Source organism: Microbacterium sp. IEGM 1404, assembly GCF_030056775.1.
GTDB lineage: Bacteria > Actinomycetota > Actinomycetes > Actinomycetales > Microbacteriaceae > Microbacterium.
Genome location: NZ_JASHKP010000002.1, coordinates 159,429 through 183,100 on the forward strand (window position 1 = coordinate 159,429; position 23,672 = coordinate 183,100).

Annotated in this window: 27 protein-coding genes; 14 read left to right on the forward strand and 13 right to left on the reverse strand. The window is 72.0% G+C overall.

Annotated features, from left to right (window positions below; translation table 11 throughout):
- Window positions 1-95 precede the first annotated feature (95 nt).
- From QM517_RS06460 to QM517_RS06470, 3 genes are all read left to right on the forward strand, one after another.
- Window positions 96-377, forward strand: a complete 282-nt coding sequence (locus tag QM517_RS06460) for a GlsB/YeaQ/YmgE family stress response membrane protein (RefSeq protein ID WP_077052245.1) — start codon at window positions 96-98, stop codon at window positions 375-377.
- A gap of 123 nt (window positions 378-500) precedes the next feature.
- Entirely contained in the window at window positions 501-986 is a 486-nt protein-coding gene (locus QM517_RS06465; protein ID WP_283286045.1) for a hypothetical protein, read from the forward strand.
- Complete coding sequence (locus tag QM517_RS06470; protein ID WP_283286046.1) at window positions 983-1,666, forward strand: nucleoside/nucleotide kinase family protein; 684 nt, start codon at window positions 983-985, stop codon at window positions 1,664-1,666. Before QM517_RS06465 ends, QM517_RS06470 begins: the two co-directional genes overlap by 4 nt.
- On the opposite strand, the gene QM517_RS06475 is transcribed toward QM517_RS06470, so the two are convergent.
- Window positions 1,663-2,352, reverse strand: a complete 690-nt coding sequence (locus tag QM517_RS06475) for a hypothetical protein (RefSeq protein ID WP_283286048.1) — start codon at window positions 2,350-2,352, stop codon at window positions 1,663-1,665. The genes QM517_RS06470 and QM517_RS06475 overlap by 4 nt on opposite strands.
- An 89-nt stretch (window positions 2,353-2,441) precedes the next feature.
- Between QM517_RS06475 and QM517_RS06480 the strand changes: the two genes are divergently transcribed.
- From QM517_RS06480 to QM517_RS18605, 4 genes are read left to right on the forward strand one after another with little or no spacing between them, the layout of a single operon-like run.
- A complete protein-coding gene (locus QM517_RS06480; RefSeq protein ID WP_077052248.1) occupies window positions 2,442-2,804 on the forward strand; it encodes a GntR family transcriptional regulator in 363 nt (120 codons plus the stop codon).
- Entirely contained in the window at window positions 2,801-3,697 is an 897-nt protein-coding gene (locus tag QM517_RS06485) for an ABC transporter ATP-binding protein (protein ID WP_077052249.1), read from the forward strand. Before QM517_RS06480 ends, QM517_RS06485 begins: the two co-directional genes overlap by 4 nt.
- Window positions 3,694-4,422 (forward strand): hypothetical protein, encoded by a 729-nt coding sequence (locus QM517_RS06490; protein WP_283286051.1) that lies wholly within the window; start codon window positions 3,694-3,696, stop codon window positions 4,420-4,422. Before QM517_RS06485 ends, QM517_RS06490 begins: the two co-directional genes overlap by 4 nt.
- Before the next feature lie 55 nt (window positions 4,423-4,477).
- Window positions 4,478-5,368 carry a GNAT family N-acetyltransferase gene (locus QM517_RS18605; RefSeq protein ID WP_283286053.1) on the forward strand — a complete coding sequence of 297 codons (891 nt, stop codon included), beginning with the start codon at window positions 4,478-4,480 and terminating at the stop codon, window positions 5,366-5,368.
- A 512-nt stretch (window positions 5,369-5,880) separates the two neighbouring features.
- On the opposite strand, the gene QM517_RS06500 is transcribed toward QM517_RS18605, so the two are convergent.
- The 5 genes from QM517_RS06500 to QM517_RS06520 all read right to left on the reverse strand — a co-directional run bounded on the left by QM517_RS06500 (window position 5,881) and on the right by QM517_RS06520 (window position 9,954).
- On the reverse strand, window positions 5,881-6,447 hold the full coding sequence (locus tag QM517_RS06500; protein ID WP_283286054.1) for a ribonuclease H family protein: 567 nt from the start codon (window positions 6,445-6,447) through the stop codon (window positions 5,881-5,883).
- Window positions 6,448-6,492: 45 nt separating this feature from the next.
- A complete protein-coding gene (gene gnd / locus QM517_RS06505; protein ID WP_283286055.1) occupies window positions 6,493-7,554 on the reverse strand; it encodes a phosphogluconate dehydrogenase (NAD(+)-dependent, decarboxylating) in 1,062 nt (353 codons plus the stop codon).
- A gap of 78 nt (window positions 7,555-7,632) precedes the next feature.
- On the reverse strand, window positions 7,633-8,136 hold the full coding sequence (locus QM517_RS06510; protein ID WP_278102416.1) for a bifunctional nuclease family protein: 504 nt from the start codon (window positions 8,134-8,136) through the stop codon (window positions 7,633-7,635).
- Window positions 8,137-8,173: 37 nt separating this feature from the next.
- Window positions 8,174-8,794 (reverse strand): response regulator, encoded by a 621-nt coding sequence (locus QM517_RS06515; protein ID WP_283286059.1) that lies wholly within the window; start codon window positions 8,792-8,794, stop codon window positions 8,174-8,176.
- A complete protein-coding gene (locus QM517_RS06520) occupies window positions 8,791-9,954 on the reverse strand; it encodes a sensor histidine kinase (protein ID WP_283286061.1) in 1,164 nt (387 codons plus the stop codon). The genes QM517_RS06515 and QM517_RS06520 overlap by 4 nt, the downstream gene beginning before the upstream one ends.
- Before the next feature lie 144 nt (window positions 9,955-10,098).
- On the opposite strand from QM517_RS06520, the gene QM517_RS06525 reads away from it, so the two are divergent.
- Both QM517_RS06525 and QM517_RS06530 read left to right on the forward strand, forming a co-directional pair.
- Window positions 10,099-11,175, forward strand: coding sequence for an FtsX-like permease family protein (locus tag QM517_RS06525; protein ID WP_283286064.1), 1,077 nt, complete (start codon window positions 10,099-10,101; stop codon window positions 11,173-11,175).
- On the forward strand, window positions 11,172-11,873 hold the full coding sequence (locus QM517_RS06530) for an ABC transporter ATP-binding protein (RefSeq protein ID WP_283286065.1): 702 nt from the start codon (window positions 11,172-11,174) through the stop codon (window positions 11,871-11,873). Before QM517_RS06525 ends, QM517_RS06530 begins: the two co-directional genes overlap by 4 nt.
- On the opposite strand, the gene QM517_RS06535 is transcribed toward QM517_RS06530, so the two are convergent.
- The 3 genes from QM517_RS06535 to QM517_RS06545 form a co-directional block, all read right to left on the reverse strand.
- Window positions 11,854-12,216 carry a hypothetical protein gene (locus tag QM517_RS06535; protein WP_283286068.1) on the reverse strand — a complete coding sequence of 121 codons (363 nt, stop codon included), beginning with the start codon at window positions 12,214-12,216 and terminating at the stop codon, window positions 11,854-11,856. The two genes, QM517_RS06530 and QM517_RS06535, sit on opposite strands and share 20 nt — an antisense overlap.
- A 212-nt stretch (window positions 12,217-12,428) precedes the next feature.
- Window positions 12,429-12,674 carry a hypothetical protein gene (locus tag QM517_RS06540; RefSeq protein ID WP_283286069.1) on the reverse strand — a complete coding sequence of 82 codons (246 nt, stop codon included), beginning with the start codon at window positions 12,672-12,674 and terminating at the stop codon, window positions 12,429-12,431.
- A gap of 93 nt (window positions 12,675-12,767) precedes the next feature.
- The gene (locus QM517_RS06545; protein ID WP_283286070.1) at window positions 12,768-13,319 is read right to left on the reverse strand and encodes a PadR family transcriptional regulator; all 552 of its coding nucleotides are present in this window, start codon (window positions 13,317-13,319) and stop codon (window positions 12,768-12,770) included.
- A 133-nt stretch (window positions 13,320-13,452) separates the two neighbouring features.
- Between QM517_RS06545 and QM517_RS06550 the strand changes: the two genes are divergently transcribed.
- From QM517_RS06550 to cydC, 4 genes are read left to right on the forward strand one after another with little or no spacing between them, the layout of a single operon-like run.
- Window positions 13,453-14,895 carry a cytochrome ubiquinol oxidase subunit I gene (locus QM517_RS06550; protein ID WP_077052263.1) on the forward strand — a complete coding sequence of 481 codons (1,443 nt, stop codon included), beginning with the start codon at window positions 13,453-13,455 and terminating at the stop codon, window positions 14,893-14,895.
- Between the two features lie 10 nt (window positions 14,896-14,905).
- The gene (cydB, locus tag QM517_RS06555) at window positions 14,906-15,937 is read left to right on the forward strand and encodes a cytochrome d ubiquinol oxidase subunit II (protein ID WP_283286072.1); all 1,032 of its coding nucleotides are present in this window, start codon (window positions 14,906-14,908) and stop codon (window positions 15,935-15,937) included.
- Window positions 15,934-17,559 (forward strand): thiol reductant ABC exporter subunit CydD, encoded by a 1,626-nt coding sequence (gene cydD / locus QM517_RS06560; RefSeq protein WP_283286073.1) that lies wholly within the window; start codon window positions 15,934-15,936, stop codon window positions 17,557-17,559. Before cydB ends, cydD begins: the two co-directional genes overlap by 4 nt.
- Complete coding sequence (gene cydC, locus QM517_RS06565) at window positions 17,556-19,250, forward strand: thiol reductant ABC exporter subunit CydC (protein ID WP_283286074.1); 1,695 nt, start codon at window positions 17,556-17,558, stop codon at window positions 19,248-19,250. The genes cydD and cydC overlap by 4 nt, the downstream gene beginning before the upstream one ends.
- Here the strand turns inward: cydC and QM517_RS06570 are convergent.
- Complete coding sequence (locus tag QM517_RS06570) at window positions 19,243-19,881, reverse strand: hypothetical protein (RefSeq protein ID WP_283286075.1); 639 nt, start codon at window positions 19,879-19,881, stop codon at window positions 19,243-19,245. The two genes, cydC and QM517_RS06570, sit on opposite strands and share 8 nt — an antisense overlap.
- Window positions 19,882-20,169: 288 nt before the next feature.
- On the opposite strand from QM517_RS06570, the gene QM517_RS06575 reads away from it, so the two are divergent.
- Entirely contained in the window at window positions 20,170-20,982 is an 813-nt protein-coding gene (locus QM517_RS06575) for a helix-turn-helix domain-containing protein (protein WP_283286076.1), read from the forward strand.
- Window positions 20,983-21,001: 19 nt separating this feature from the next.
- Here the strand turns inward: QM517_RS06575 and QM517_RS06580 are convergent, their stop codons facing one another.
- Genes QM517_RS06580 through modA form a run of 3 tightly spaced genes read right to left on the reverse strand, consistent with a single transcriptional unit; the run spans window position 21,002 to window position 23,591 of the window.
- Window positions 21,002-22,051, reverse strand: a complete 1,050-nt coding sequence (locus QM517_RS06580) for a sulfate/molybdate ABC transporter ATP-binding protein (protein ID WP_283286077.1) — start codon at window positions 22,049-22,051, stop codon at window positions 21,002-21,004.
- Window positions 22,048-22,830 (reverse strand): molybdate ABC transporter permease subunit, encoded by a 783-nt coding sequence (gene modB / locus QM517_RS06585; RefSeq protein ID WP_283286079.1) that lies wholly within the window; start codon window positions 22,828-22,830, stop codon window positions 22,048-22,050. The genes QM517_RS06580 and modB overlap by 4 nt, the downstream gene beginning before the upstream one ends.
- Window positions 22,827-23,591 carry a molybdate ABC transporter substrate-binding protein gene (gene modA / locus QM517_RS06590; RefSeq protein WP_077052269.1) on the reverse strand — a complete coding sequence of 255 codons (765 nt, stop codon included), beginning with the start codon at window positions 23,589-23,591 and terminating at the stop codon, window positions 22,827-22,829. The genes modB and modA overlap by 4 nt, the downstream gene beginning before the upstream one ends.
- Window positions 23,592-23,672 lie beyond the last annotated feature (81 nt).

Below are 23,672 nucleotides of genomic sequence, written 5' to 3' on the forward strand. Positions count from 1 at the left end.
GCGGCCGGCGCCTCCCTCGGCCTAACGTCTCCGAGGCGCTCCATCCAGCAGGAGCGCTGTGCCAAACCCCGGCACCTCGCAGCAAGGAGAACATCATGCTCTGGACCATCCTCGGTCTCCTCATCGTCGGCCTCATCGCCGGCTTCATCGCTCGCGCCGTCATCCCCGGCAAGCAGAGCATGAGCATCCTCATGACCATCGTCCTGGGAATCGTCGGCTCGTTCGTCGGTGGGTTCCTCGGATTCCTCGTCTTCGGCAGCGACCCGATGGGCGGATTCCTCCAGCCGTCGGGCATCATCGGCTCCATCATCGGCGCGATCATCGTGCTCGGGATCTACGTCTTCGCCACGCGCGGTCGCAGCGCCCGCACGCGCTGACATCCGCCGCCGGATGCCCCCGCCGCCTCGGCTCACGCCGGGCGACGGGGGCATCTCGCGTGTCGGACCACGGGTGGCATCCGAGTTCGTGACGGTGACCGTGCCGCACCCTATGCTGACGCCGTGAACCCGACACGTCGAACCGCCCTGCTCTCCCCGGCGCTCGCGCTGGTGCTGACCGCCATCCTCAGCGGGTGCGCGGGCGGCACCACGACCGCGGATCCCGCCGCGAACTCCTCCGCCGTAGCGCCCTCCGCCTCCGCCGCGATCGTCGAGACCCCCGCGCCCGCCGACCCGAGCGCTCCGGCGGAGAACTGCATCCCCTCCGACGTCACGGCCGCCGGCATCCCCCTCGTGGACGGAACCGTCGTGTGCGACCTCGTGCGCGGGGAGCTGAACGACGGGACGCTGTCGATCGTCATCCAGGTCGGCTCGGTCGACGAGGGATTCTCGCAGGCGACGAGCGCGCTCACCGCGGCCGGCTACAGCGCAGGCGTCACCTCGCCCGAAGCGTCCAATTTCACCAATGGCACGTACACGGTGCTGGTCTCGGTCACCGAACAGGACCCGTACGGGGCCGTCGTCACCTACGCGCTGTCGCCGGCGTGATCGCGGCACCCGAGGGGATCCGGGGCGTTCCCGACCGTCCCCCGGGCACGACGGTCGCCGCCCTCGCCGATCGCGTCGAGCGGGCGGCATCCGGATCTCCCCGCTTCCTGCTCGGGATCGCGGGAAGCCCCGGCAGCGGCAAGACGACGCTCGCCACGCTGCTCGTCGCCGAACTGAACACCCGGGACCCCGGTACGGCAGCGGCGCTGCCGATGGACGGCTTCCACCTCGCCAATGCGACGCTCGACCGGCTCGGCCGCCACGACCGCAAAGGTGCGATCGACACGTTCGACGGCTGGGGCTTCCTCGCGCTCCTGCACCGCGTCCGCACCGAGACCGAACACACGGTGTTCGCGCCGAGCTTCCGCCGCGAGGTCGACGAGGGCGTCGCGGGCGAGATCGCGATCGATCCGGACGCGCGCGTGGTCGTCGTGGAGGGCAACTACCTGCTCGTCGACGACGGCCCGTGGGCGCGCGTGCGCGCCGCGCTCGACGAGGCATGGTTCTGCTCCGCACCGGACGCTGTTCGCGAGGCGCGCCTCGTCGAGCGGCATACACGGCACGGCCGCACCGTCGAGGCTGCGACGGCGTGGGCCCGGGATGTCGACGGAGCCAACGCCGCACTGATCGAGGCGACGCGCGTCCGGGCGGATCTCGTCGTGTCGGGAGAGATCGTCTAGGCGACGGCGAGCGTCGACACCGCGAGGTCGAGGACCGGCAGGACGTCGCGGTCGAGGACGACCGTGCAGACGACCCGCTCGGCGACCTCGAAGCCCACGGCGTAGACGAACGGGTCGGTATCGATGTGCAGCGCCGACCGCCGCTCCCCGTCGACCACCAGCGACGAGGGCGCCACGGCCGAGTGTGCGACCTCGCCGGCGAAGTTCACGCCGATCTGAGTCGGCAGCCCGAGCTGCTCCCGGAACGAGTTCCGCAGCACATGGTTCGCGTGATGGACCAGCTGGCTCGACACCGTGGCATCCTGACGCTCCGAGCCGTAACGGGCGGTGCGCACCGCCTCCTGCAGCATCGGGTAGCGCAACAGCTGCGCCGTCTCGACGATCCATGCGGGGCGTGGCCATGGCGGCTCCTCCTCGATCGACCGTCGCGTGCGCTCATCGAGTTCGCGCTCGTTGCGCGGGTCTTCGTGATTCTCCGGATGCCGCCAGAAGGTGTAGCCGAACGTCACCGCCCACTCCTCCTGCGCGGAGCCGAGTCCTCCCTCGACGAAACCGGCGATCGGTAGCGGCGAGAGCGCGGGCTGCGGCGTCAGCTCCATGACCGGGAACGGCACAGCGCGCACCCGCGCGTCCGCGGCCAGCCGCGGGTCGGGGGCGTCCTGCGGGATCACGCCGGCGAACTCCATCCCCTCAGTGTGCCGCCGACGACGCGGTATTGACATCCCGCACGCCACCTCCTAGGTTCATTACTCAAGTAACTAACCCAAGGAGTCCGATGCTCGACGACGGCAAGCCGATCTTCATCCAGATCGCGGAGTCCATCGCCGACGGCGTGCTCGCCGGCAGCTACCCGGAAGGCACGCAGGTCCCGTCGACGAACGAGCTCGCCGCCTTCCACCGCATCAACCCCGCCACCGTCGGCAAGGGTCTCGGACTCCTCGTCGACCGCGGCATCCTGCACAAGAGGCGCGGACTCGGCATGTTCGTCAGCGAGGGCGCCCGCCAGCGGCTCCGCGACGAACGCACCACGGCCTTCCGCGCCGGGTTCGTCGCGCCGCTGCTCGTCGAGGCGCGTTCGCTCGGCCTCGACCTCACCGACATCCACCGCATCATCGATCAGGAAGGGGCATCCTCATGACGCAGCCCGCCGTCCGCCTGTCGGGGGTGTCGCGGCGCTTCCGGCGCACGCGGGCCCTCGACGACCTCACCCTCGACATCCCCGCCGGCTCCATCACCGGACTCCTCGGTCGCAACGGCGCCGGGAAGACGACGCTCATGTCGATCATCGCCGGACACGACCGCCCGTCGACGGGATCCGTGGAGGTGTTCGGCAACGACCCGTTCGAAGACGCCCCGACGATGTCCTCCATCAGCTTCGTCCGCGACAACCAGCGCTACCCCGACGAGTTCACACTGCGACAGGTACTCGAAGTGGCTCCCCTGTTCCACGCGGGCTGGAGCGCCGACATCGCCGAGCACCTCGTCCACGGCTTCCGCCTCCCTCGCAAGACGGCGATCAAGAAGCTCTCCCGGGGCCAGGCCTCCTCGCTCGGGATCGTCCTGGGGCTCGCCTCGCGCGCTCCGCTGACGATCTTCGACGAGCCCTACCTCGGACTGGATGCCACGGCCCGCCGGTTCTTCTACGACACCCTCATGCAGGACTATCTGGACCACCCGCGCACGATCCTCGTCTCCACGCACCTCATCGACGAGATGGAACCGCTGCTCGAGCACGTCGTGATCGTCGACGAAGGACGCCTGGTCCGGACCGCCGCCGCCGACGACCTCCGCGGAAGCGCCGTCACCGCCAGCGGCCTGACCAGCGCCGTGGAGGCGCTGACTCCGGGGCACCGCGTCCTCCAGCGACGGACGATCGGCGGTCTCACGTCCGTCGTCCTCGAGACGCCCGCCGACGAGGAGCTCCGAGCCGAAGCCGGTCGTTCGGGCGTGCAGCTCACGCCCGCCACCCTGCAAGACCTCGTCGCCGCCTACGGCGTCGAGTCCGAGTCGCTGGAAGGAACGCGCGCATGACCACCCTCACCGCCGACGCTCGGCGCGGCGCCACTCCGCTCGACGTCCTCCGCCTGCACTTCTCGCAGCGCGGCCTGCTCCTTCGGACCCCGCCCCTGATCATGCTCGTCGTCTTCGCACTGACCGTCGTCTTCGCCGTGATCTTCGTCCGGATGGGCTCCGTGCCCGGCAGCAGCGAGTGGGTTCAGAACAGCAGGAGCAACGCCGCCGTCTTCTGGGCCCTCCCGGGATTCTTCGGCTGGCTCGGCGTACAGACGGTCTCGTTGACCTTCCCTCTCGCGTTGTCTCTGGGAACGACCCGCCGGACATTCGTGATCGGCACGGTCCTGAGCCACGTCGCGATCTCCCTCTATGTCACGGCGATGCTGCTCGTCCTCCTCGGCATCGAGCTGGCGACGGGGCACTGGTTCTTCCACATCTACATGACCGACGTCTGGCTCCTCGGCGCCGGTGATCCGTTCCAGCTCGCCGCGACATCGTTCCTCGCGACGCTGACGGTCCTTTCGGTCGGCGGTTTGTTCTCCGCCGCCTGGGTGCGGTTCGGGGCGCTCGGGCCGATAGCCCTCGCCGCGGTGCTGGTGCTGGTGCTGGGCTTCACCGCGATCCTGGTCATCCCGTTCGCGGCCGACGCCCAGCCCTGGTGGGCCGCGCTGGCCGCCGGGATCGCCATCGCCGCCGCGGTCCTCGGGCAGTACGCGCTTCTGCGCCGCGCGTCGGTGCGCTGACCGTGGCCGCAGCGCTGCGGGGCTCACGTCCGGGCCCCGGCCGGGAGGCGGATCCGTGTCGTTGCACCTGACGCCCCTCGCCGCCGCGGGAGCGGACCGCGACGACCTCGTCACCTTCCTCACCCGCAACGTCTTCCCGTTCCATGTACGTCCGCGGACCACCGCGGGACAGGCGGGTGCGGCGATCGACGCCGGGCGATGGGGCGACGACGAGATCGAGACGTTCTGGATCGACGACGAGGAGCGCGGCCGGGTCGGCGTCGTCCGCCTGGACGATCTCGCCGACGCGACGGCGATGGTCGATCTGCGACTGGGCGAGCAGCACCGGGGGTTCGGTCTCGGGGCCGCCGCCCTCACCGCGGCGACGGACCGCGTCTTCCGGGAGCACCCCGGCGTCATCCGCCTCGAGGGTCAGACGCGCGCGGACAACATCGCCATGCGCCGGACCTTCGAGCGCTGCAGGTGGGTTCTCGAGGCGCACTATCGCGACGGCTGGCCGGTCGCGGACCGCGAGCCCGTGGCATCCGTCGCCTACAGCGTGCTGCGCCGCGACTGGGCGAACGGCACGACGACACCCGTGCCGTCGTTGGTGCCCGACGATCGGGCACGGGTCATCGCCGCGGCGTGGGCGGCCGAGGAGCGGCTGCTCACGCCCGGCGTCCGCGGCGACTCGGCCGCCCTGCGCCGGCTGCTCGCGGAGGACTTCGTCGAGATCGGCCAGTCCGGACGCCGCTGGACACGTGACGACATCATCGCCGCGCTGGTCTCCGACCCCGGTCGTGGCGACGGCGAGCTGAGCGAGCGCGAGGCGCGACGGCTCGCGCCCGGACTGGTGCTGCTGCAGTACCTGCTGCGCTTCGACGGACGGAACAGCCGCCGCGCGTCGATCTGGCGCTGCGAGCCCGAACCGCGGTGCGTGTTCCACCAGGGCACGTCGGTTCCGTAGCCCTCACCGCGGCGGCGGCACCGGCATCGTGCTCTCGAGCGCGCCTGTGGACAGCCGCCGCGCGATGTCGGAGGTTCGTGGCAGCATGTGTGCATGCCTGATCGGCCGCCCGTGTTCGACGATCGGGAGGATGCCGTCCTCACCGACGCCGTCGCCGCGCTCGTCGAGAGCGAGCGGGCGCTGGCCGAGCTCGAGGCGGCCCGCGTCGTGCAGTTCGCCGCCGCGATGCGGGTCGCGCTCGAGCGGTCAAAGCACCGCCCGCGCGCGGTGCAGGAACGCGAGATGGCGCTGCGGTCCATCGCGGCCGAGATCGGCGTGGCGCTCCGCTGGAACGACCGCACGGTCCAACGCCGCCTCGGCGAGGCTCTCCAACTGGTCGACGACTTCCCGGCGACGCTGCGGGCTCTCGCCGAGGCGCGGATCTGGGGCGCAGCGTCACCGACCGCCCCGAGCGCTCCGTCGCTTTCGCGCCCGAACCGGATCCGCCGCCGTTCTGACGAACGACCCCGGGCTCAGCGCCCGTTGCGGTCCGCGGCCGAACGCGGCGGAGCCGACGCGACGTCGAGCGTGTCGAGGCCGCGCAGCGACGTCCAGATCAGCTCCTCGCCCTTCGCCGCGTGCTGCGACGCGCGGACGGCGCGCTCATCGGCCCACGAGTTCAACACGTGGCCGCTGTGACCGCGCACGTGCTCGAGCACCACATCGGGAAGACCCGCCGCGCGGCGGGCGTCGCGGGCCGCGATGAGCGCCTCGAGGATGCCGCGATTGGCGACGGGCTTCTTCGCCGAGGTGACCCAGCCGCGACGACGGTGACCGTCCATCCAGGACGAGTACGTGTCGATGGCGTACTTCGAGTCGGCCTGCACCACGAGGTCGCGGACGTCGGCGTGGTCCGTGATCGCGTGCAGCAGACCCAGGAGCTCGCCGATGTTGTTCGTGCCCTCGGGGATCGATCCGGCGGCCCAGTGGCCGTCCTCGCCGACCCAGGCCCACCCGGCCGGTCCGGGGTTCCCCTTGCACGCGCCGTCGGTGGCGACGACGTAGCGGTCGGAGGACGCGGGCGCGGAGGAACTACTCATCCCTCTAGTCTCCCCGACCGCGTACGCGTCCCCGACCGAGCCGCCTCAGCTGCTGCTGCTGTCCGCCTTCTTGCCGCCCGCTTCGAGCACGTCGCCGGCGGGGAGCTCCTGGTGTCCGCCGAACTGCAGGCGCATCGCGGAGAGCACCTGATTGGCGAAGTGGTCCTCGCCGCGAGAGGCGAAGCGCTCGAACAGCGACGAGGCGAGCACGGGCACCGGAACACCGGTGTCGACGGCCGCCTTCACCGTCCAGCGCCCCTCGCCCGAATCGGAGACGCGCCCGGCGAGGCCGTCGAGCGTCGGGTTCTGAGCGAGAGCCGCCGCCGTGAGATCGAGCAGCCAGGACGAGATCACCGACCCGCGCCGCCACAGCTCGGACACCTTCGCCGTGTCGATGTCGAACTGGTAGAACTCCGGCTCCTCCAGCGGGGCGACCTCGGCGGAGTGCTCGCCCTGCTTGAGACCCGCGTCGGCGTTGTTGAGGACGTTCAGTCCCTCGGCGAGCGCGGCCATGATGCCGTACTCGATGCCGTTGTGGACCATCTTCACGAAGTGCCCGGCCCCCGACGGACCGCAGTGGAGGTAGCCGCGTTCCTCGGGGGTGTAGTCACCCGTCCGGCCGGGTGTGCGCTCGATGTCGCCGGGCCCCGGAGCGATCGTGCGCAGGACGGGCTCGAGGTGGGCGACGGCCTCGTCGTGCCCGCCCACCATGAGGCAGTAGCCGCGCTCGAGACCGAACACGCCGCCGCTCGTGCCGATGTCGACGTAGTGGATGCCGGTGTCCTGCAGCTTCGCGGCCCGACGCACGTCGTCGCGATAGTTGGAGTTGCCGCCGTCGATGATGATGTCGCCGGCTTCGAGGACCTCCGCGACCTGGTCGACGACCGAGCCGGTGAGCCCGGCGGGGATCATGAGCCAGACGGCGCGCGGCTTCTCGAGCTTGGACGCGAGGTCCGCGATGCTCGACGCGCCGGTGGCGCCCTCCGCGGCCAGGGCCGCCACGGCATCCTGGTTCACGTCGTAGACCACGCAGTCGTGGCCGTCCTTCATGAGTCTGCGGACGATGTTGGCGCCCATCCGTCCGAGTCCGACCATGGCGAGTTGCATCCGTACCCCATTCGTCTGAATCCGCCGCGACGGGCGGCACTGACGAGTCTAGGAGCGCGCGCGACCGAGGCGGCCGGGTCATCCCTGGAAGTCGTCGGGGTCGACGTCGTCGAGGAACTTCCGGAACTCCTCGACGCGGTCGTCGTCGCCGCGCGCGTCGAACTCGACCGCCCCCTCGGGCACCCCTGCCTCGGCGAGGACCGCCTCGGCCACCGCGATCGGCGCGTCCGTCCGCGCCGCTAGAGCGATGGCATCCGAGGGTCTCGCATCGATCACGAGCGGCCCACGGGGCGTCTGCACGTGGATCTCGGCGTAGAACGTGCCCTCGAACAGCCGCGTCACCTCGACCCGATCGACGGATGCCGACAGCGCCCGCAGCATCACGACCATCAGGTCGTGCGAGAGCGGGCGCGGCGTCACCGCACCCTCGGTCGCGACGAGGATCGACATCGCCTCCTGCGGACCGATCCACACGGGGAGGACGATCCCCTCCTCGGCGGCCGTGCCGGGCAACGGGGAGAGGAGGATGACGTGCTGCTGGGCGGAATCCAGGGCCACGCCGAGCACGCGAACCGGGACCATGACGCCATCGTACGGGGCGGCCGACGCGGCGGAAGGGTCAGCGCAGGACGCCGAGGGCCCGCGCGGCGGAGACCGCCGCGGTGCGCGAGGAGACGCCGAGCTTGGAGAACACGTGGGCGAGGTGCGACTTCACCGTCGCGTCGGTGATGTGCAGTCGTGCCGCGACGTCGGCGTTGGACGCACCCCGCGCGACCAGCCGGAGCACCTCGATCTCGCGGGCCGAGAGGCTCACCCGCGGTTCGCGCAATCGCGCCAGCAGGCGCCCCGCGATCGCGGGCGCCAGGGCGCTCTGCCCGGCGGCCGCGGCCCGGACACCGGCGAGCAGCTCGTGCGGCGGCGCGTCCTTGAGCAGGTACCCGCTCGCCCCGGCCTCGACGGCCCCGAGGATGTCGCCGTCGGTGTCGTAGTTGGTGAGCACGAGCACGTAGGGCGGAGCCGCCAGCGCGCGGACGCGTCGGGTGGCCTCGGCCCCGGCGGCGCGGTCGCCGAACTGCAGGTCCATGAGCACCAGTTCCGGCGAGAGCTCGGCGGCCAGGGCGACGGCGGCGTCCGGGGTCGACGCCTCGCCGACGACCTCGATGTCGACCTCGCCCTCGAGCAGCGCCCGCACTCCGGCGCGCACGACGGGGTGGTCGTCGGCGATCACGACCCGGATCACAGCGCGACCCCCCGCAGGGTGACCGCGACGACCGTGCCGGCCCCCGCCGCGCTGACGACCGTGAGGTCGCCGTCGAGCTGCTCGACGCGCTCGCGCATCGCCCGCAGACCGAACGAATCGGTCCCGGATGCCGTCTCCTCGGCGCTCGCGGGATCGAACCCGCGGCCGTCGTCGGCGACCGTCAGCCGCACGTCGTCGCCGTCCTGCACGAGGTCGACGCGCACGACCGTGGCATCGGCGTGCTGGGCGACGTTGGCCAGGGCGCCCTGCGCGATGCGCAGCAGCGCCGCCTGCGCATCCATCGGCAGCCCCACTTCGCCCGGGATCGCGGTCTCGACGTCGACGCCCTCGCGCTGCGCCCAGCCCTCGGCCAGTCGCTGCAACGCGGATCCCAGGCCCCGGTCCAGGGTCGGCGGCGCGAGCTCGCGGATGAACCGCCGCGTCTCGGCGAGGCCGTCGGCGGCGGTCTGCCGGGCCAGACGGATGTGCGCGATGCCGGGGCCCGTGGCATCCGCCCGCTCCGCCGCGTGGAGCAGCATCTGGATGCTCGACAGCCCCTGGGCGACGGTGTCGTGGATCTCGCGCGCCAGACGAGCGCGCTCCGCGAGGACGCCCTGTTCGCGCTCGGTCGCCGCGAGGCGATCCCGCGTGGCGAGGAGTTCGGCCACGAGCGCCTCCCGCTCGACGCTGCGGCGCTGGAGCGCGCCGTAGCCCAGGCCGATGAGCAGTGCCACGCCCGCGCCGACGACCGGACCGACCACGCCCCCGACGGTGAGGCCGCCGTGCACCGCGAACGCCGCGATCGTGAGCCCGGTGGCCGCGACGACCGCTGCCGGCCCGACCCATCCCGGCAGCACGTGCAGGTAGAGGAAGAACAGCGGGAACACGATGTACGCGGCCTCGGGCACGAGCCACATCAACGGCGCCCACACCAGCGTGAGCGCGCACACCCAGGCGATGCCGCCGGCTGGCCGCCCCCGGCGGGCGAGCCACAGCCCCGCGAGATACACCGCAGCCAGCAGCGCGGCGAGGGCGAGCGCCCACGGCGAACCGCCGGTCCAGACGACGCGGACGACGACGAGCGCGAGGAGCCCGGCGAAGAGTGCGTGGAGCCCCGCGCGCAGCCCGGTGAACACGGGAGCCAGGGTGCGGTGCGGCATATCGGTTCCAGCGTACGGACGCCGCCCCCGTCGCGGATCATCCGAAAGGTGGAGAGGGAGTTCGCCCGCCCCGCCGATGACCCGCCGGAGCATCCCGGGGAGGGTGGAATCACCGGCGAGATCCGCCGGAGAAAAGGAGGCGACGTGTACGTCGCATGGCGGGATCTGCGGTTCGCCCGCGGGCGATTCGCCCTCATCGGGGCGGTCGTTGCGCTCATCACCCTGCTCGTCGGATTCCTCTCGGGACTCACCGGGGGCCTGGCCGCACAGAACGTGTCCGCGGTCCTGCAACTCCCCGGCGACCGGCTCGTGCTGCATGCCGAGGGGTCGGCGGCCGCGACCTTCGCCGACTCCACGCTCGACGCCGACACCGTCGCGACGTGGCGGGACGCCGCGGGGGTGGAGGGCGTGAGCCCGGTCGGCATCGTCCAGGGCCGCGCCGAAGGCCCGGGCGGAAGCGGGGGCGTCGCCCTGTTCGGCCTCGATTCGGGCGCCGGAAGCACCGACCTCACCGCCCTCACACCCTCGGCGGACGGGGAGGCCGGACTCTCCGCCGGCGCGGCGAGCGCGCTCGGAGCGGCGGTCGGCGACGACATCACGGTGGCCGGGACCACCTACCGGGTGGCCTCCATCGGGGGCGACTCCTGGTACAGCCACACGCCCGTCGTCGCGCTCACGCCGACCGCGTGGGCGGCCCTCGACACCCGCCTCGGCGGCTCGGGAGAGGCGACCGTGCTCGCCGTGAGCGGGGCGCCCGACTGGGACTCCCTCACCGCCGCGACAGCGACGACGGCGACGAGTCCGCTGGCGAGCCTGACGGCCCTGCCGACGTTCCGCTCCGAGATCGGGTCCCTGGCCCTGATGATCGCGATGCTCTTCGGGGTCTCCGCTCTCGTCGTCGGCGCCTTCTTCACCGTCTGGACCATGCAGCGCTCCGGCGACATCGCCGTGCTGAAGGCCCTCGGGGCCGGAACGGGCGCCCTCGTGCGCGATGCGCTGGGTCAGGCCGTGGTCGTCCTCGTCGTCGGCGTCGGCGTCGGGATCGGTCTCACGGCGGCTCTCGGCGCGCTCGCCGGCGGCACCCTCCCGTTCATCCTGAACCCCCTCACGACCCTCGCGCCCGCGCTGGTGATGATCGCCCTGGGCCTCCTCGGCGCCGCCGTGTCGCTGCGCACCGTCACGAAATCCGACCCCCTCACAGCCCTCGGGAGCACGCGATGATCCTTCTCGACGACGTCACCCTGACCTATCCCGACGGCGATGCCCGCGTCACCGCGGTCGACCACGTCACCCTCGAGGGCCGCCCCGGCCTGGTGACCGGGATCACGGGCCCCTCCGGCTCGGGGAAGTCGAGCCTGCTCGCCCTCGCCGCGACGCTGATCCGCCCCGACTCGGGACGCGTGATCGTCGACGGGACGGATGCCACCGCACTCACGCGCGCCGAAGCGACCACGCTCCGACGCGAGCGGATCGGGATCGTCTTCCAGCAGCCGCAGCTCCTCCCCGCGCTCACCGCCCGCGAACAGCTGCGCGTGATGGGGGAACTCGGCGGCCGCGGGTCACGGGCACGGCGCGCGGCCGTACGTTCGCGCGTGGACGAGCTGCTGGATGCCGTCGGCCTCGGCGACCAGGCCGACCGTCGACCGGCGCAGCTCTCGGGTGGTCAGCGCCAGCGCGTGGCGATCGCCCGGGCGCTCGTGCACGAGCCTCGCGTGCTGCTGGTCGACGAGCCGACGAGCGCACTGGACCGGGAGCGCGGGGCGGCGATCATGGATCTCTTATCGCGGCTGACCCGCGAGCGGCACACCGCGACGCTGCTCGTCACCCACGACCTCGTCCACAGCGACACGCTCGACGAGACCGTCGAGGTGATCGACGGCCGAGCGCGGGTGCGGGAGATCACCACCCGAACGCGTTGAACCATTCCCGGCGCTGGTCGGCTTCGGCCCGCGTCGGGTCACCGCGCCACGTGTCGTGCGGGCTCAGTGTCCCGTCGGCCTGCAGGGGGACGAATGCCCAGCAGACGGGGCAGACGGCCCTCCCGCCCGGGAAGCCGTCCGGCAGGGTCGGGGCGGGTTCGGCGGGCGCTCCCGCCCCCGCGCACTCGGGCGGATCCGCCTGCAGGTCGTTCCACAGCAGCGCACCGCCGCGTCGGTGATGGAGGCCGCGGTGGCCCTTCTCACGCGTGCAGATCTCGCCCTTCCGGCGGCTCAGGCACAGTCGGCGCGCCGCGCCGGGCAGAGCGGCCAGCGTTCGTGTCATCCTTCGATTCTCGCGCGTGCTTACGCAGCGGGGGCAGGTGCGCGATGCGCACGGGGCGGTGGGGTCCGGTGGGGAAAGGGTCGGCGGTCATCGTCGACCACCACCGGCGAGTCGCGGAAACATGTCGACCTCCTGGTCCTTCGACACTGCGTCAGCGCGAGTCCATGGCCGAGGGGGTTGACTCTCCCGGAGACGGTGCTACCCGCGGGACGTCAGCGACCGGCGCGTCGGAGAACGGTGTCGACGGCCGCGTGGAACGTCAGGTGTTGCGCGACTTCCACCGCGCGGTCGTACCGCGTGCCGCCGAGAGCGACGAACACGGCGCCGACGACCTCCACGTAACCGGCGATCCGACCCTCGCGGGCGACCTCGTAGAGGTCGAGGTCGATGCGCGTCCAGGGGATCTCGGTGACGGTGTTCGGCTGCCCCGGGCGATCGAGCGGAATGTCCATGACCATGAGAGCTCCTTGCGTACCGGGGTGCTCTCAGGGTGCGTCGAAGGGCGGGATGCCGTGCCGGGGTTGACGGATCCGCAAAGGGGCGTTACGCGCTCAGAGCGCGCTGCGGACGGGCCGGCCGCGGCGGGGACGCTCGTCCGACAGGTCGAACGGCGCGGCCTCCGCCGCGAGGTGTTCGGCCTCATCGAGAAAGTGCAGTTCGGCCTCGAGCCGCGAGCGACGCGCAGCGGACACGATGGCGCGGGTCACGGCATCCGAGTTCTCGTCGTCCGGTTCGGCGGTCGCCAGCGCGTCCTGCACGGCGGCACGCTGGGCGGCGATGACGTCGGCGACGTCGACGCCGGGGAGGGTGAGCGCGAGCGCGATGCGCAGGGCGAGATCGTCGCGGCGGTCGACGATCGAGGCCGCCCGCAGCCATGCCCGCGCCTCGGCGCGGCCGGCGGTGGTCGCCCCCCACAGCACGCGGCCCTCGTCATCCACGCCGCGATGCTCGACGAGGCCGTCGCGTTCGAGTCGTTCGAGGGTCGTGTAGACCTGACCGACGTTCACCGCGACCCCCGTGCGACGCAGGTACTCGGCGCGCAGCTGGGAGCCGTAGCAATCGCCCTGATCGAGGATCGCTAGCAGGCCCTGGCGCACCGACATAGGGACCTCCGACCCACCGCGAAAAGCTTTTCCAAGTATATCGTTCGATACCGAATCACCCTGTTTTCCGCGTGGTGACGCGGGAGTAGCCTGTGGTCAGACCACAGAGAAGACCGTCGATCGGAGACATCCCGTGGAGTGGCTCGACCCCCTCATGCTGGCTCGGTGGCAGTTCGGACTGACCACCCTGTACCACTTTCTCTTCGTGCCCCTCACGCTCGGCATGTCGCTGGTCGTGGCGATCTTCCAGACCGTCTGGTACCGCACGGGCGACGTGAAGTGGCTGCACCTCACCCGCTTCTTCGGCAAGATCTTCCTGATCAACTTCGCCATGGGCGTCGTGACCGGCATCGTGCAGGAGTTCCAGTTCGGCATGAACTGGTCGGCGTACTCCCGCTTCGTCGGCGACGTCTTCGGTGCCCCCCTCGCCTTCGAGGGACTGCTCGCCTTCTTCCTCGAAGCCACGTTCATCGGCCTGTGGATCTTCGGGTGGGACAAGCTCCCGCGGGGCCTCCACCTCGCGAGCATCTGGCTGGCCAGCATCGGCGCGACGCTGTCGGCGTACTTCATCATCGCCGCGAACGCGTTCATGCAGAACCCGGTCGGCTACCAGATGTCCGCCGACGGCCACCGTGCCGAGCTGATCGACTTCGGGAAGCTGCTGACCAACCCCGTGGCCCTCGCCGCCTTCCCGCACACGATCTTCTCCGGCTGGATGTTCGCGGCGATGATCGTCGTGTCCGTCTCCGCGTGGCACCTGGCCCGCGGTCGCAACGTCGAGATGATGCGCGCGCCGCTGCGCTTCGGTCTGTGGGCGACGGTCGTGTCCTTCGTCCTCGTCGCGATCGCCGGCGATCAGCTGAGCCTGGTGATGGTGGCCACCCAGCCGATGAAGATGGCCGCGGCGGAAGCGACCTTCAACACCGTGTGCGGGGCGAACGCCTCGTTCTCGATCTTCACGCTCGGAACGCCCGACGGAACGAGCGAACTGTTCTCGATCCGCGTGCCGTTCCTCCTCAGCATCCTGTCGACGCATTCGCTCGACGGCTGCGTCGAGGGGATCAACGACCTCAACACGATGTACAGCCAGCAGATGTTCCCGCAGTTCGCCGACCAGGTCGACGGCAACTTCGCCCCCGTCCTGTGGGTGACGTACTGGGCCTTCCGCTGGATGATCGCGCTGGGCGGTCTGGCGACCCTCATCAGCGTCGTGGGCCTGTGGGTCACGCGCAAGAACGCCAAGCGTCCGGTCGCGCCGTGGATGTGGCGCGTGGCGATCTGGGCGGCTCCCCTGCCGCTGCTGGGCAGCCTGGTCGGCTGGGTCTTCACCGAGATGGGCCGCCAGCCCTGGATCGTGTTCGGCCTGATGCTCACGCAGGACGGGGTCTCCCCCAGCGTCCCGGGCTGGAGCGTGCTGATCTCGCTCGTCGCGTTCACCGCGATCTACGCCACCCTCGCCGTGGTGGAGTTCGGACTCATCAAGAAGTACGCGCAGAAGGGTCCGGATCCGCTGCCCGACCCGAACGCGCCGCGCGAGCCCGACACCGTCGAGAACACCCCGACGACCGTCTACTAGGAGCACAGTCATGGACCTCGCATACCTCTGGTTCTGGATCGTCGGATTCCTCTTCATCGGCTACTTCGTCCTGGACGGGTTCGACTTCGGCGTCGGCATGTCCCTCCCCTTCCTCGGAAAGGACGACATCGCCCGCCGGCAGATCATCAACACCATCGGCCCCGTGTGGGACCTCAACGAGACGTGGGTGATCGTCGCCGGAGCGGCGCTGTTCGCCTCGTTCCCGGAGTGGTACGCCACGCTGTTCAGCGGGTTCTATCTCCCGCTGCTGCTGATCCTGCTGGCGCTCATCGCCCGCGGCGTCTCGTTCGAGTACCGCCACCAGCGCGAATCCCTGAAGTGGAAGCGCGGCTTCGACCGGATGATCGTCATCGGCTCCGCCGTGCCGGCATTCCTGTGGGGCGTCGCCTTCGCGAACATCGTGCAGGGCGTGCCCCTGGATGCCGACCACGAATACGTCGGGACCCTCTTCACGCTGCTCAACCCCTACGGCATCCTCGGGGGCATGGTGACCCTGCTGCTGTTCTTCACGCACGGCGTGTACTTCGTCGCCCTGAAGACCGACGGTCAGGTGCGGGCGGACGCCCGCGCCCTGGCGAAGAAGTCGGGCCTGGCCACGATCGTCGCCGCCGCCCTGTTCCTGGTCTGGACGATCATCCAGGCGGCGAACAACCAGGCGCCGCTCCTCCTCGGCGTCGTGGCCCTCTCCGGGATCGCCGCGCTCGCGCTCATCGGGTCGTGGGTGGCGAACCTGCGCGACCGCGAGGGCACGGCCTTCACGCTCGGTGCGATCACGATCGTCACCGCGGTCGGCGCCCTGTTCTTCGCGCTCTTCCCGAACGTCATGCCCTCGACCCTCGAACCGGGTTCGGGTCTGACCATCGAGAACGCCTCCAGCACCGATTACACGCTCACGATCATGAGCTGGGCGGCGCTCGTGTTCCTCCCGCTCGTCCTGGCGTACCAGGGATGGACCTACTGGGTGTTCCGCAAGCGCGTCACCCGCGCCCGCATCGAGAAGGCAGCCCTGGTGGCGCATTGACCGACACGACACGGGTGCGCCCCGTCGACCCCCGACTGGTGCGGTACGCCTCCGCCTCACGCAGCTTCTTCGCGGTGAGCGCGGCGGTGGTCCTGGCCCAGACGGGGGTCGTCGTGGGGTTCGCCTGGGCTCTCACCTCCGCGCTCGTCGGCGCGATCGACGGGCGGCCGATCGGCGAGCTGACCGGCTTCGTGGCGGCCGCGGCGGCGCTGGTCGTCGTTCGGGGCCTCCTCATCGCGGCATCCGAACGCGTGTCCGCCCGGGGAGCGGCGGCCGCGTCCTTGCAGCTGCGCGAGCGCCTGGTGGCCGCGGTCACGACCCTGGGTCCGGGGTGGCTCGGTCGCCGCAACGCCGCGTCGCTGTCGGTCACGGCCGGGCACGGCCTCGAAGCCCTCGACGCCTACTTCGGCCGCTACCTCCCGCAGCTCGTGGCCACCGCGATCACCACCCCCATCCTCATCGGCGCGATCGCCCTCGCCGACCCCCTGTCCGGCCTCACGGTCGTGCTGACGATCCCCCTGATCCCCCTGTTCATGGTGTTGATCGGCCTGGCGACCCGCGCCGTGCAGAAGAAGCAGTACGGCACCCTCGGCCGTCTCGCTGCCCGGTTCGCCGACACCGTGGAAGGCCTCGGGACGCTCAAGGCCTTCGGCCGCGAGCACCGCGCTGCGGACACGATCGAGAAGGTCACGCGCGACTACAAGCGCGAGACGATGACGGTGCTGCGCGTGTCGTTCCTCTCCGGCTTCGCGCTGGAGTTCCTGGCATCCATCTCGGTCGCCATCATCGCCGTGACGATCGGCTTCCGCCTCCTCTCGGGCGACCTGAGCCTGCTGGTCGGGCTGTTCGTCCTGCTGCTCGCGCCGGAGGCGTACCTGCCGCTGCGACAAGTGGGCGTGCAGTTCCACGCCGCGTCCGAAGGGGTCGCCGCGACGGAGGAGATCTTCGACGCCCTGGATGCCGCCCGCCTCGCGCCCACGACCGAGGCCCCCGCCCCCGCGGCGGGGACGGTGCTCGAACTGCACGACGTCTGCGTGGACCGCGGAGCGCACCGGATGCCGACGGTCTCCCTGTCCGTGCGACCGGGCGAGGTCGTCCTGGTCACGGGCCCGAGCGGAGTGGGCAAGTCGAGCATCGTCGCCGCGCTCCTCGGCTACGCCGAGCACTCCGGCGAGATCCGCCTGGACGGACGCCCCGTGGCCCACGCCCGCGCCGCCGTCGCATGGGCGGGCCAGCGGCCCGGACTGGTGTCGGGCACCGTCGCCGAGAACGTCGCCCTCGGCGCCGACGTCGATCCCGACACCATCGCGACGGCGCTCGCCGACGCCGGCGCCGCCGACCTCGACCCGGCTACCCCGCTCGGCGCGGGCGGCGCGGGGCTGTCGGGAGGGCAGGCGCAGCGCGTCGCCGTCGCGCGCGCCCTCTGCCGCTCGCGCACCGCCGGGGCGCGGATCCTCGTCCTCGACGAACCCTCGAGCGCCTTGGATGCCGACACCGAAGCGCACGTGTGGCGCACGCTCCGCCGCGAGGCCGACGCCGGCGCCGGAGTGCTGCTGGTGTCGCACCGCCCGTCGGCGCGGGAGATCGCCGACCGCGTGATCGACCTCGGGGTGCGCGCGTGAACGGGCGGGTGCGCGGCATCCTGGCCTCCGCGATGCCGTCGCGACGGCGATTCGCCCCGGCGGTGCTGTCGGGCTTCGGGACGGCCGGGAGCGCGGTGGCGCTCCTCGCCACGAGCGCGTGGCTGATCGCCCGGGCGGCCGAGCAGCCGCTGGTCATGTACCTCTCCGTCGCGGTCGTCGGTGTCCGGGCGTTCGCCCTGTCCCGCGGCGTGTTCCGGTACCTCGAACGCCTCGCCGGGCACGACGCGGCCCTCGAACGCCTCGCCGACGTCCGCGCCGACCTCGTGCGCGAGCTCGTGCCGTTGGCCCCCGACGGGCTCGGCCGCGCGCGCCGCGGCGGGCTCCTGTCGAGCGTGGTCGACGACGTCGAGGAACTGCAGAACCTGCCGCTGCGGGTCGTGCTGCCCCTCTCGGTCGCGGCGCTGACCTCGCTCGCGGCGGTCGTGTTCACGGCCTTCGTGTCGTGGCCCGCGGCACTGGTCCTCCTGGCCTGCCTGGCCGCGGCGTTCGCGGTGTCGGTGGCCGCGGGGTGGGCGGCCGGGGCGCGAGCCGAGCGGGCGATCGCTCCGCTCCGGGCCGACGTCGCCGACGCCGTCCACGACCTCCTCACGAACCTCGACGTCCTGACCGCCTACGGCGCCCTCGACACCGCCCGCGCGCGGGTGCGGGCGGCCGACCGGGCGCTACGCCGCGCGGTCGTGCGGCGCGGAGCCGCCCAGGGACTCACCTCCGGCACCGTGTCGGTGCTTGCCGGACTCGCGTCGCTGTTCGCGCTCGCCGTCGCCGCGCCCGCCGTCGCGGGCGGCACCCTCTCCGGCCCCGGGCTCGCGGTCGTCGTGCTGCTGCCGATGGCGGTGTTCGAGGTGTTCGGGCCCGTGCCGCTGGCGCTCGCGTCGTGGCGGCAGGTGCGCGCCGCGGCCGAGCGGATCGCCGACGCCGTCCCGTCCGAGATCCCCGAGGGTCTCCCCCGCGATGAGCCCGCCGCCACCGGCACTGCCCCCGCCCTCGGGGAGGGCATCGAGCTGCGGGACGTGCGCGCGCACTGGCCGGCCCGGTCCGACGCCGGACTCGACGACACCGGGCGCATCGCCGATGTCGACCTCCGCGTCGGTGCGGGCGAGCGCGTCCTCGTCACGGGTCCGAGCGGCGCCGGGAAGACCACGCTCGCCCACGTCCTCGCGAGGTTCCTCGATTACGACGGCTCGTTCACGATCGGCGGCGTCGAAGCCCGGGACCTCGCCGGCGACGACCTCCGCCGCACGATCGGCCTCGTCGAGCAGTCGCCGTACCTCTTCGACGAGTCGGTGCGTCAGAACCTGCTGTTCGCGCGCGACGACGCCGGCGACGCCGAACTGACCGCGGTGCTCGCGCGCGTCGGACTCGACGCGTGGGTCGCCGAACGCGGCGGACTGGATGCGACGGTCGGCGACCGGGGCGGCCTCGTCTCGGGGGGACAGGCCCAACGCCTCGCGCTCGCGCGGGCCCTCCTGCGCGGATTCCCGGTGCTCGTGCTCGACGAGCCCACCGCGGGCGTCGACCCGGCGGCATCCGACGCGCTCCTGCGCGACCTGCTCGGCGCAGTCGACCGCAAACGCGCCGTCGTGCTCGTCTCGCACGTCGACGTGCCCGAGGAACTAGTCGACCGCACCGTACGGCTGGAGGACGGGCGGGTCGTGACCGGACTCAGCTGAGCGAGCCGTCCCCCACGGGATCCGCGAGGTCGAGCAGCCGGAGATCCATGCGGGTCACGACCCGCGCGGCGACCGCGAACTCCACGAGACGGATCCGCCGGTTGGTCGCGTAGGCCCCGACGCCCCCGCGCAGGCCCGGGACTCCGTGACGGTCGAGCTTGTCGCAGACGTTGTCCAGCTTGCGGTTGAAGCGCGTCAGGGTCCATCCCAGACGCGCCGCAGCCCGGGCACTGGTCGGGATGTCGCCCAGACCCGCCGTCTCGGAGCGCAGGAGCGGTTCGACCAGTGCGACGATCAATTGGCGTTGCGACAGCGTGAGGACGATCTCGCCGAGCGATTCCCTCCCCGCGTGCCGGTCACGATCCGCGCCGGTGGGCGCGGGCGCGGAATAGATCGGGGCCGCGACGTACACGCCGATCTCGTACGTCGTGGGGCCGGCGCGGAAGACCACGGCGGTATGGCCGAAGACCACCGGGATCCGGCAGCCCGGCGGCACCCGCGAGTGGAATCGTCCCTCTCCGTCCGCGACGGAGAGGGACGTCTGCGTACCGGTGTTCCGGAGGAACCAGATGCCCTCCACGTCGGCGAACTCCGCCAGAGCCGGGTCCAGCTCGGAATTGTCGTCGAGCACGAGGTCCCCCGACCTCCCGACCGTGAAGGCGGCGCCCGGAGGCACCGACGTCCATTCCCCGCAGTACTCCAACTGGAGCCCTGCTGACGGGATGGACGTCGGCCCCCCGGTCTCGCCCCCGCCTGTCACATCGCCCCCCATGGGTCCCCTCCGCTTCCCCCCCACGAAAGCGCTTTTCCTGCCGCGCTCCCATGGGGAGCATTCCCCATGTAGGTTCTCGAAAGCGTCCGGAAGGATCCGTTCCGGACGAACTCGGAAAAGAAGTTCATGTCGTCAGGGGGAGGCGCGGTGGACGAAAGCACGGAGACGACGGCATCCACGGAATCCGGCGAGGATGACCCGATCCGCGACTTCGCGGGAGAGCTGCGCCGACTGCGTCTGGATGCGGGAAGCCCCACCCTGGTGAATCTGCAGCATCGGACCGGAATCTCGCGCAGCGTCCTGTCGGATGCGTTCGCCGGCCGCACTCTGCCGACGGAGCGCACGGTGTCGGCGCTCGTGAGCGCGCTCGGCGAGGATCCGGATCCCCTCCTTCGGCGTCGACTCGCGCTCGCGCGCGCGGCCCGCGAGAGCGATGCCGCGCCGACACCCTCCGGCGGGACGCCGGCCGCGCGGACCGTCACCCGCCGCAACGCCGCGCTCCTCTCAGTCGCCGCGTTCACGGTCGGTGTCCTCGGCACCCTCGGGGGCGTCGCCGTGGTCTCCGCCGTCACCGCGGCGCGGATCGGCGAGCCGCAGATCACGGTGGCGAACGGCGTGGACCCCGCCACGTCGCCCTGCATCGACGACGCGGCCGTCGCGACCTCGGACACACGAACGGGCGACACTGTGCTCGAGATCATCTGGTCCGACAAATGCCAGGCCGGATGGGGGCGTCTCACTCGCTACGACGGGAAGGGCTATGGGAATTCCGTGACGATCGCGATCTACCCTCTGCCCGCTCCGACGGGACCCCTGCGGATGGAAGCCACCGAATACAACGTCCAGGGGGCCTACACTCCGCTGGTCGTCCGTCCGACGCCGGACACCTTGCTGTGCGCGGAGGGCGACTACACGCTGAACGGACGCACCGTCGATCTGGGCGGTCCGCTCTGCATCTGACGATGCCGTGACGCGCGCGTCAGGATGCCGGGACGAACCGCACGCGATCCGGCGGAATCGACAGGGTCACGACGTCCCCCGCCGCCAGGTCGGCCGCCGTCACGGCGTCGATCTCCGCGGCACCGACATCGGCCAGGAGCCGCACACCGGTCGGAGTCGGCTCCAGTCGCACCACCCGCGCGCGCCACGCGTTGACCGCGGACTCCCCCACACGTACGTCCGCCGCCCGGAAGACGGCGGCGAGCGCGCGCCCGGTTTCTGCCGCGAGCGCGCGGGATCCGGCATCCGTCGACGCGAGCCGGACGTCGCCGAGCACCCAGCTTCCGGCGGAGGCCGTGCCTCCGACGCGCTCGAGGCCGGCGATGCGCGCGGCGACGTCGGACGCCGGCGCCGAGAGCACCTCGCGCACCGGTCCGAGCTGGGTCGCCCGCCCCGCCTCGACGATGAGCAGCCGGTCGGCGAGGATCGCGGCGTCGACGGCGTCGTGGGTGACGGCGACGGCGGTGACCCCGTCGAGGGCGTCCCGCAGCATCGTGCGGATCTCTGCGGCGGTCACGGCATCCAGCGCGACGAGCGGTTCGTCCAGGAGCACGGCCCGCGGCCGGGCGGCGAGGGCGCGGGCCACCGCCACCCGCTGCTGCTCGCCGCCGGAGAGCTCGGCCGGCCGACGGTCCCCGACCCCCGGGAGCCCGACACGGGCGAGCCACGCGTCGGCGTCCGCGCGGGCATCGGCGACCGCGACGCCGGCCGCGCGCGGACCGAAGGCGACGTTCTCGCGCACCGAGAGGTGCGGGAAGAGCCGCGCATCCTGCCCGAGCAGCACGATGCCGCGCCGCATCGGGTCGGTGCGCACCCGCGGGGGCGCGAAACGGTCGATCACGCGTCCGTCGAGCGCGATCTCGCCGCCGTCGAGCCGCTGCAGCCCCGCGAGCGCCTCGAGCACCGTGGACTTCCCCGCGCCGCTGCGCCCCATGATGGCCAGCGTCTCCCCCGGGGCGACGTCGAACGCGACGTCCACGCGGAACGCCCGCCGCTGCACCACGACGTGCGCGGACAGCGCGGCGCTCACGATGCCCCCACGGCCGGCCGCCAGCCGCGGACGAGCAGCAGCACCGCGATCGCCGTCACCAGCAGCAGGAGCGCGAGCGCGACCGCGGTGCCCTGGCCGACGCCGCCACCGTTGAACGCGGTGTAGATCGCGAGGGGCATGGTCTGCGTGACGCCCGGGCGGTTGCCGGCGAACAGGGCGGTGGCGCCGAACTCGCCGATCGCGCGGGCGAAGCACAGCACGATGCCGGCGACGATGCCCGGTGCGGCCAGAGGCAGGGTCACCCGCCGCAGGATCGTCACCCGCGAGGCACCGAGGGAGGCCGCGGTCCGCTCGATCTCGACGCCCGTGCTGCGCAGCGCCCCCTCCACGGCGAGCACGAGGAACGGCAGCGCCACGAACACCTGCGCGAGCACGACCGCGGTCGTGGTGAACGGCAGGCCCAGCGCGCCGAACCAGCCGTTGCGGCCGAAGAGGTAGAGGAGCGCGACGCCGCCGACCATCGGCGGGAGCACGAGCGGAACCGTCACGAGCGCCCGGAGGAGCGCCGCGATCCGGGGCGAGCTGCGCGCGATGAGAAGGGCGAGCGGGATGCCGACAGCCGCGCACACGAGCGTCGCCACCGCCCCGGTGCCCAGGGACAGGCCGAGAGCCTGCAGCGCCGTCGGTGCGGTGACGTCGGCGATCAGCGTGGACCATTCCACCCGCGCGACGAGCGCGGTGAGCGGGACGAGGAGGAAGAGCAGCCCGACCACCGCCGGCACGATCAGCCAGCGGGGAACGTAGCCCGCCCCTCTCACGGAGCCCGGAACCCCGCGTCGGCGAGGATCTCCTGCCCGTCCGCCGAGAGCACGAAGTCGACGAACTCGGCCGCCGCGGCGGGGTTCGGAGCATCGGCCAGCGCGGCGATCGGGTAGCGGTTGACCACGGCATCCGCCCCCTCCGGCACGATCGAGGCGACATCGGTGCGACCCACCACGTCGGTGGCGTACACCAGGCCCGCGTCCGCCTCGCCGGCGGCGACCTTGGTGAGCACGGCGGTGACGTTCTGCTCGGCGCTGGCCGGGGTCACTGTGACACCGGCGTTCGACAGCAACGTCTGCGATGCGGCGCCGCACGGCACCTCCGCCGCGCACAGCACGGTCGTCACGCGCGCGAGGTCGGCGAGGCTCTGCACCTTCCCGGGGTTGCCGGTCGGCACCGCGATGACCAGGGTGTTGCCCGCGAAGATCCGCGGCTCGGGCGCCCGGTCGGCGACCTTCGCCATGTTCTTCTCGTCGGCCGAGGCGAAGACGTCGGCGGGCGCTCCCTCGCCGATCTGGGTGGCCAGCGTGCTGGAGCCGTCGTACACCGCGGTCACCGTGACGCCGGGGTGCCGGGTCTCGAACGCCCGGGCGATCTGGTCGAACGACCGCTGCAGCGACGCCGCCGCGTACACCTCGACGGTGCCGGAGAGTCCGTCGGCGGATGCCGCGGGAGCGGACGACGCGGCCGGAGCGGCGCAGCCGGCGAGCAGGGCGCCGGCGGCGAGGAGCGCGGTGAGGCGGAGGGGGCGTCGCATGAGGGGTCCTTTCGGCGACACCGACGGCCGCGGCATCCATTGTTCCTCATCTGCGGACCATAGGGCCGATGGAAGCCGTAT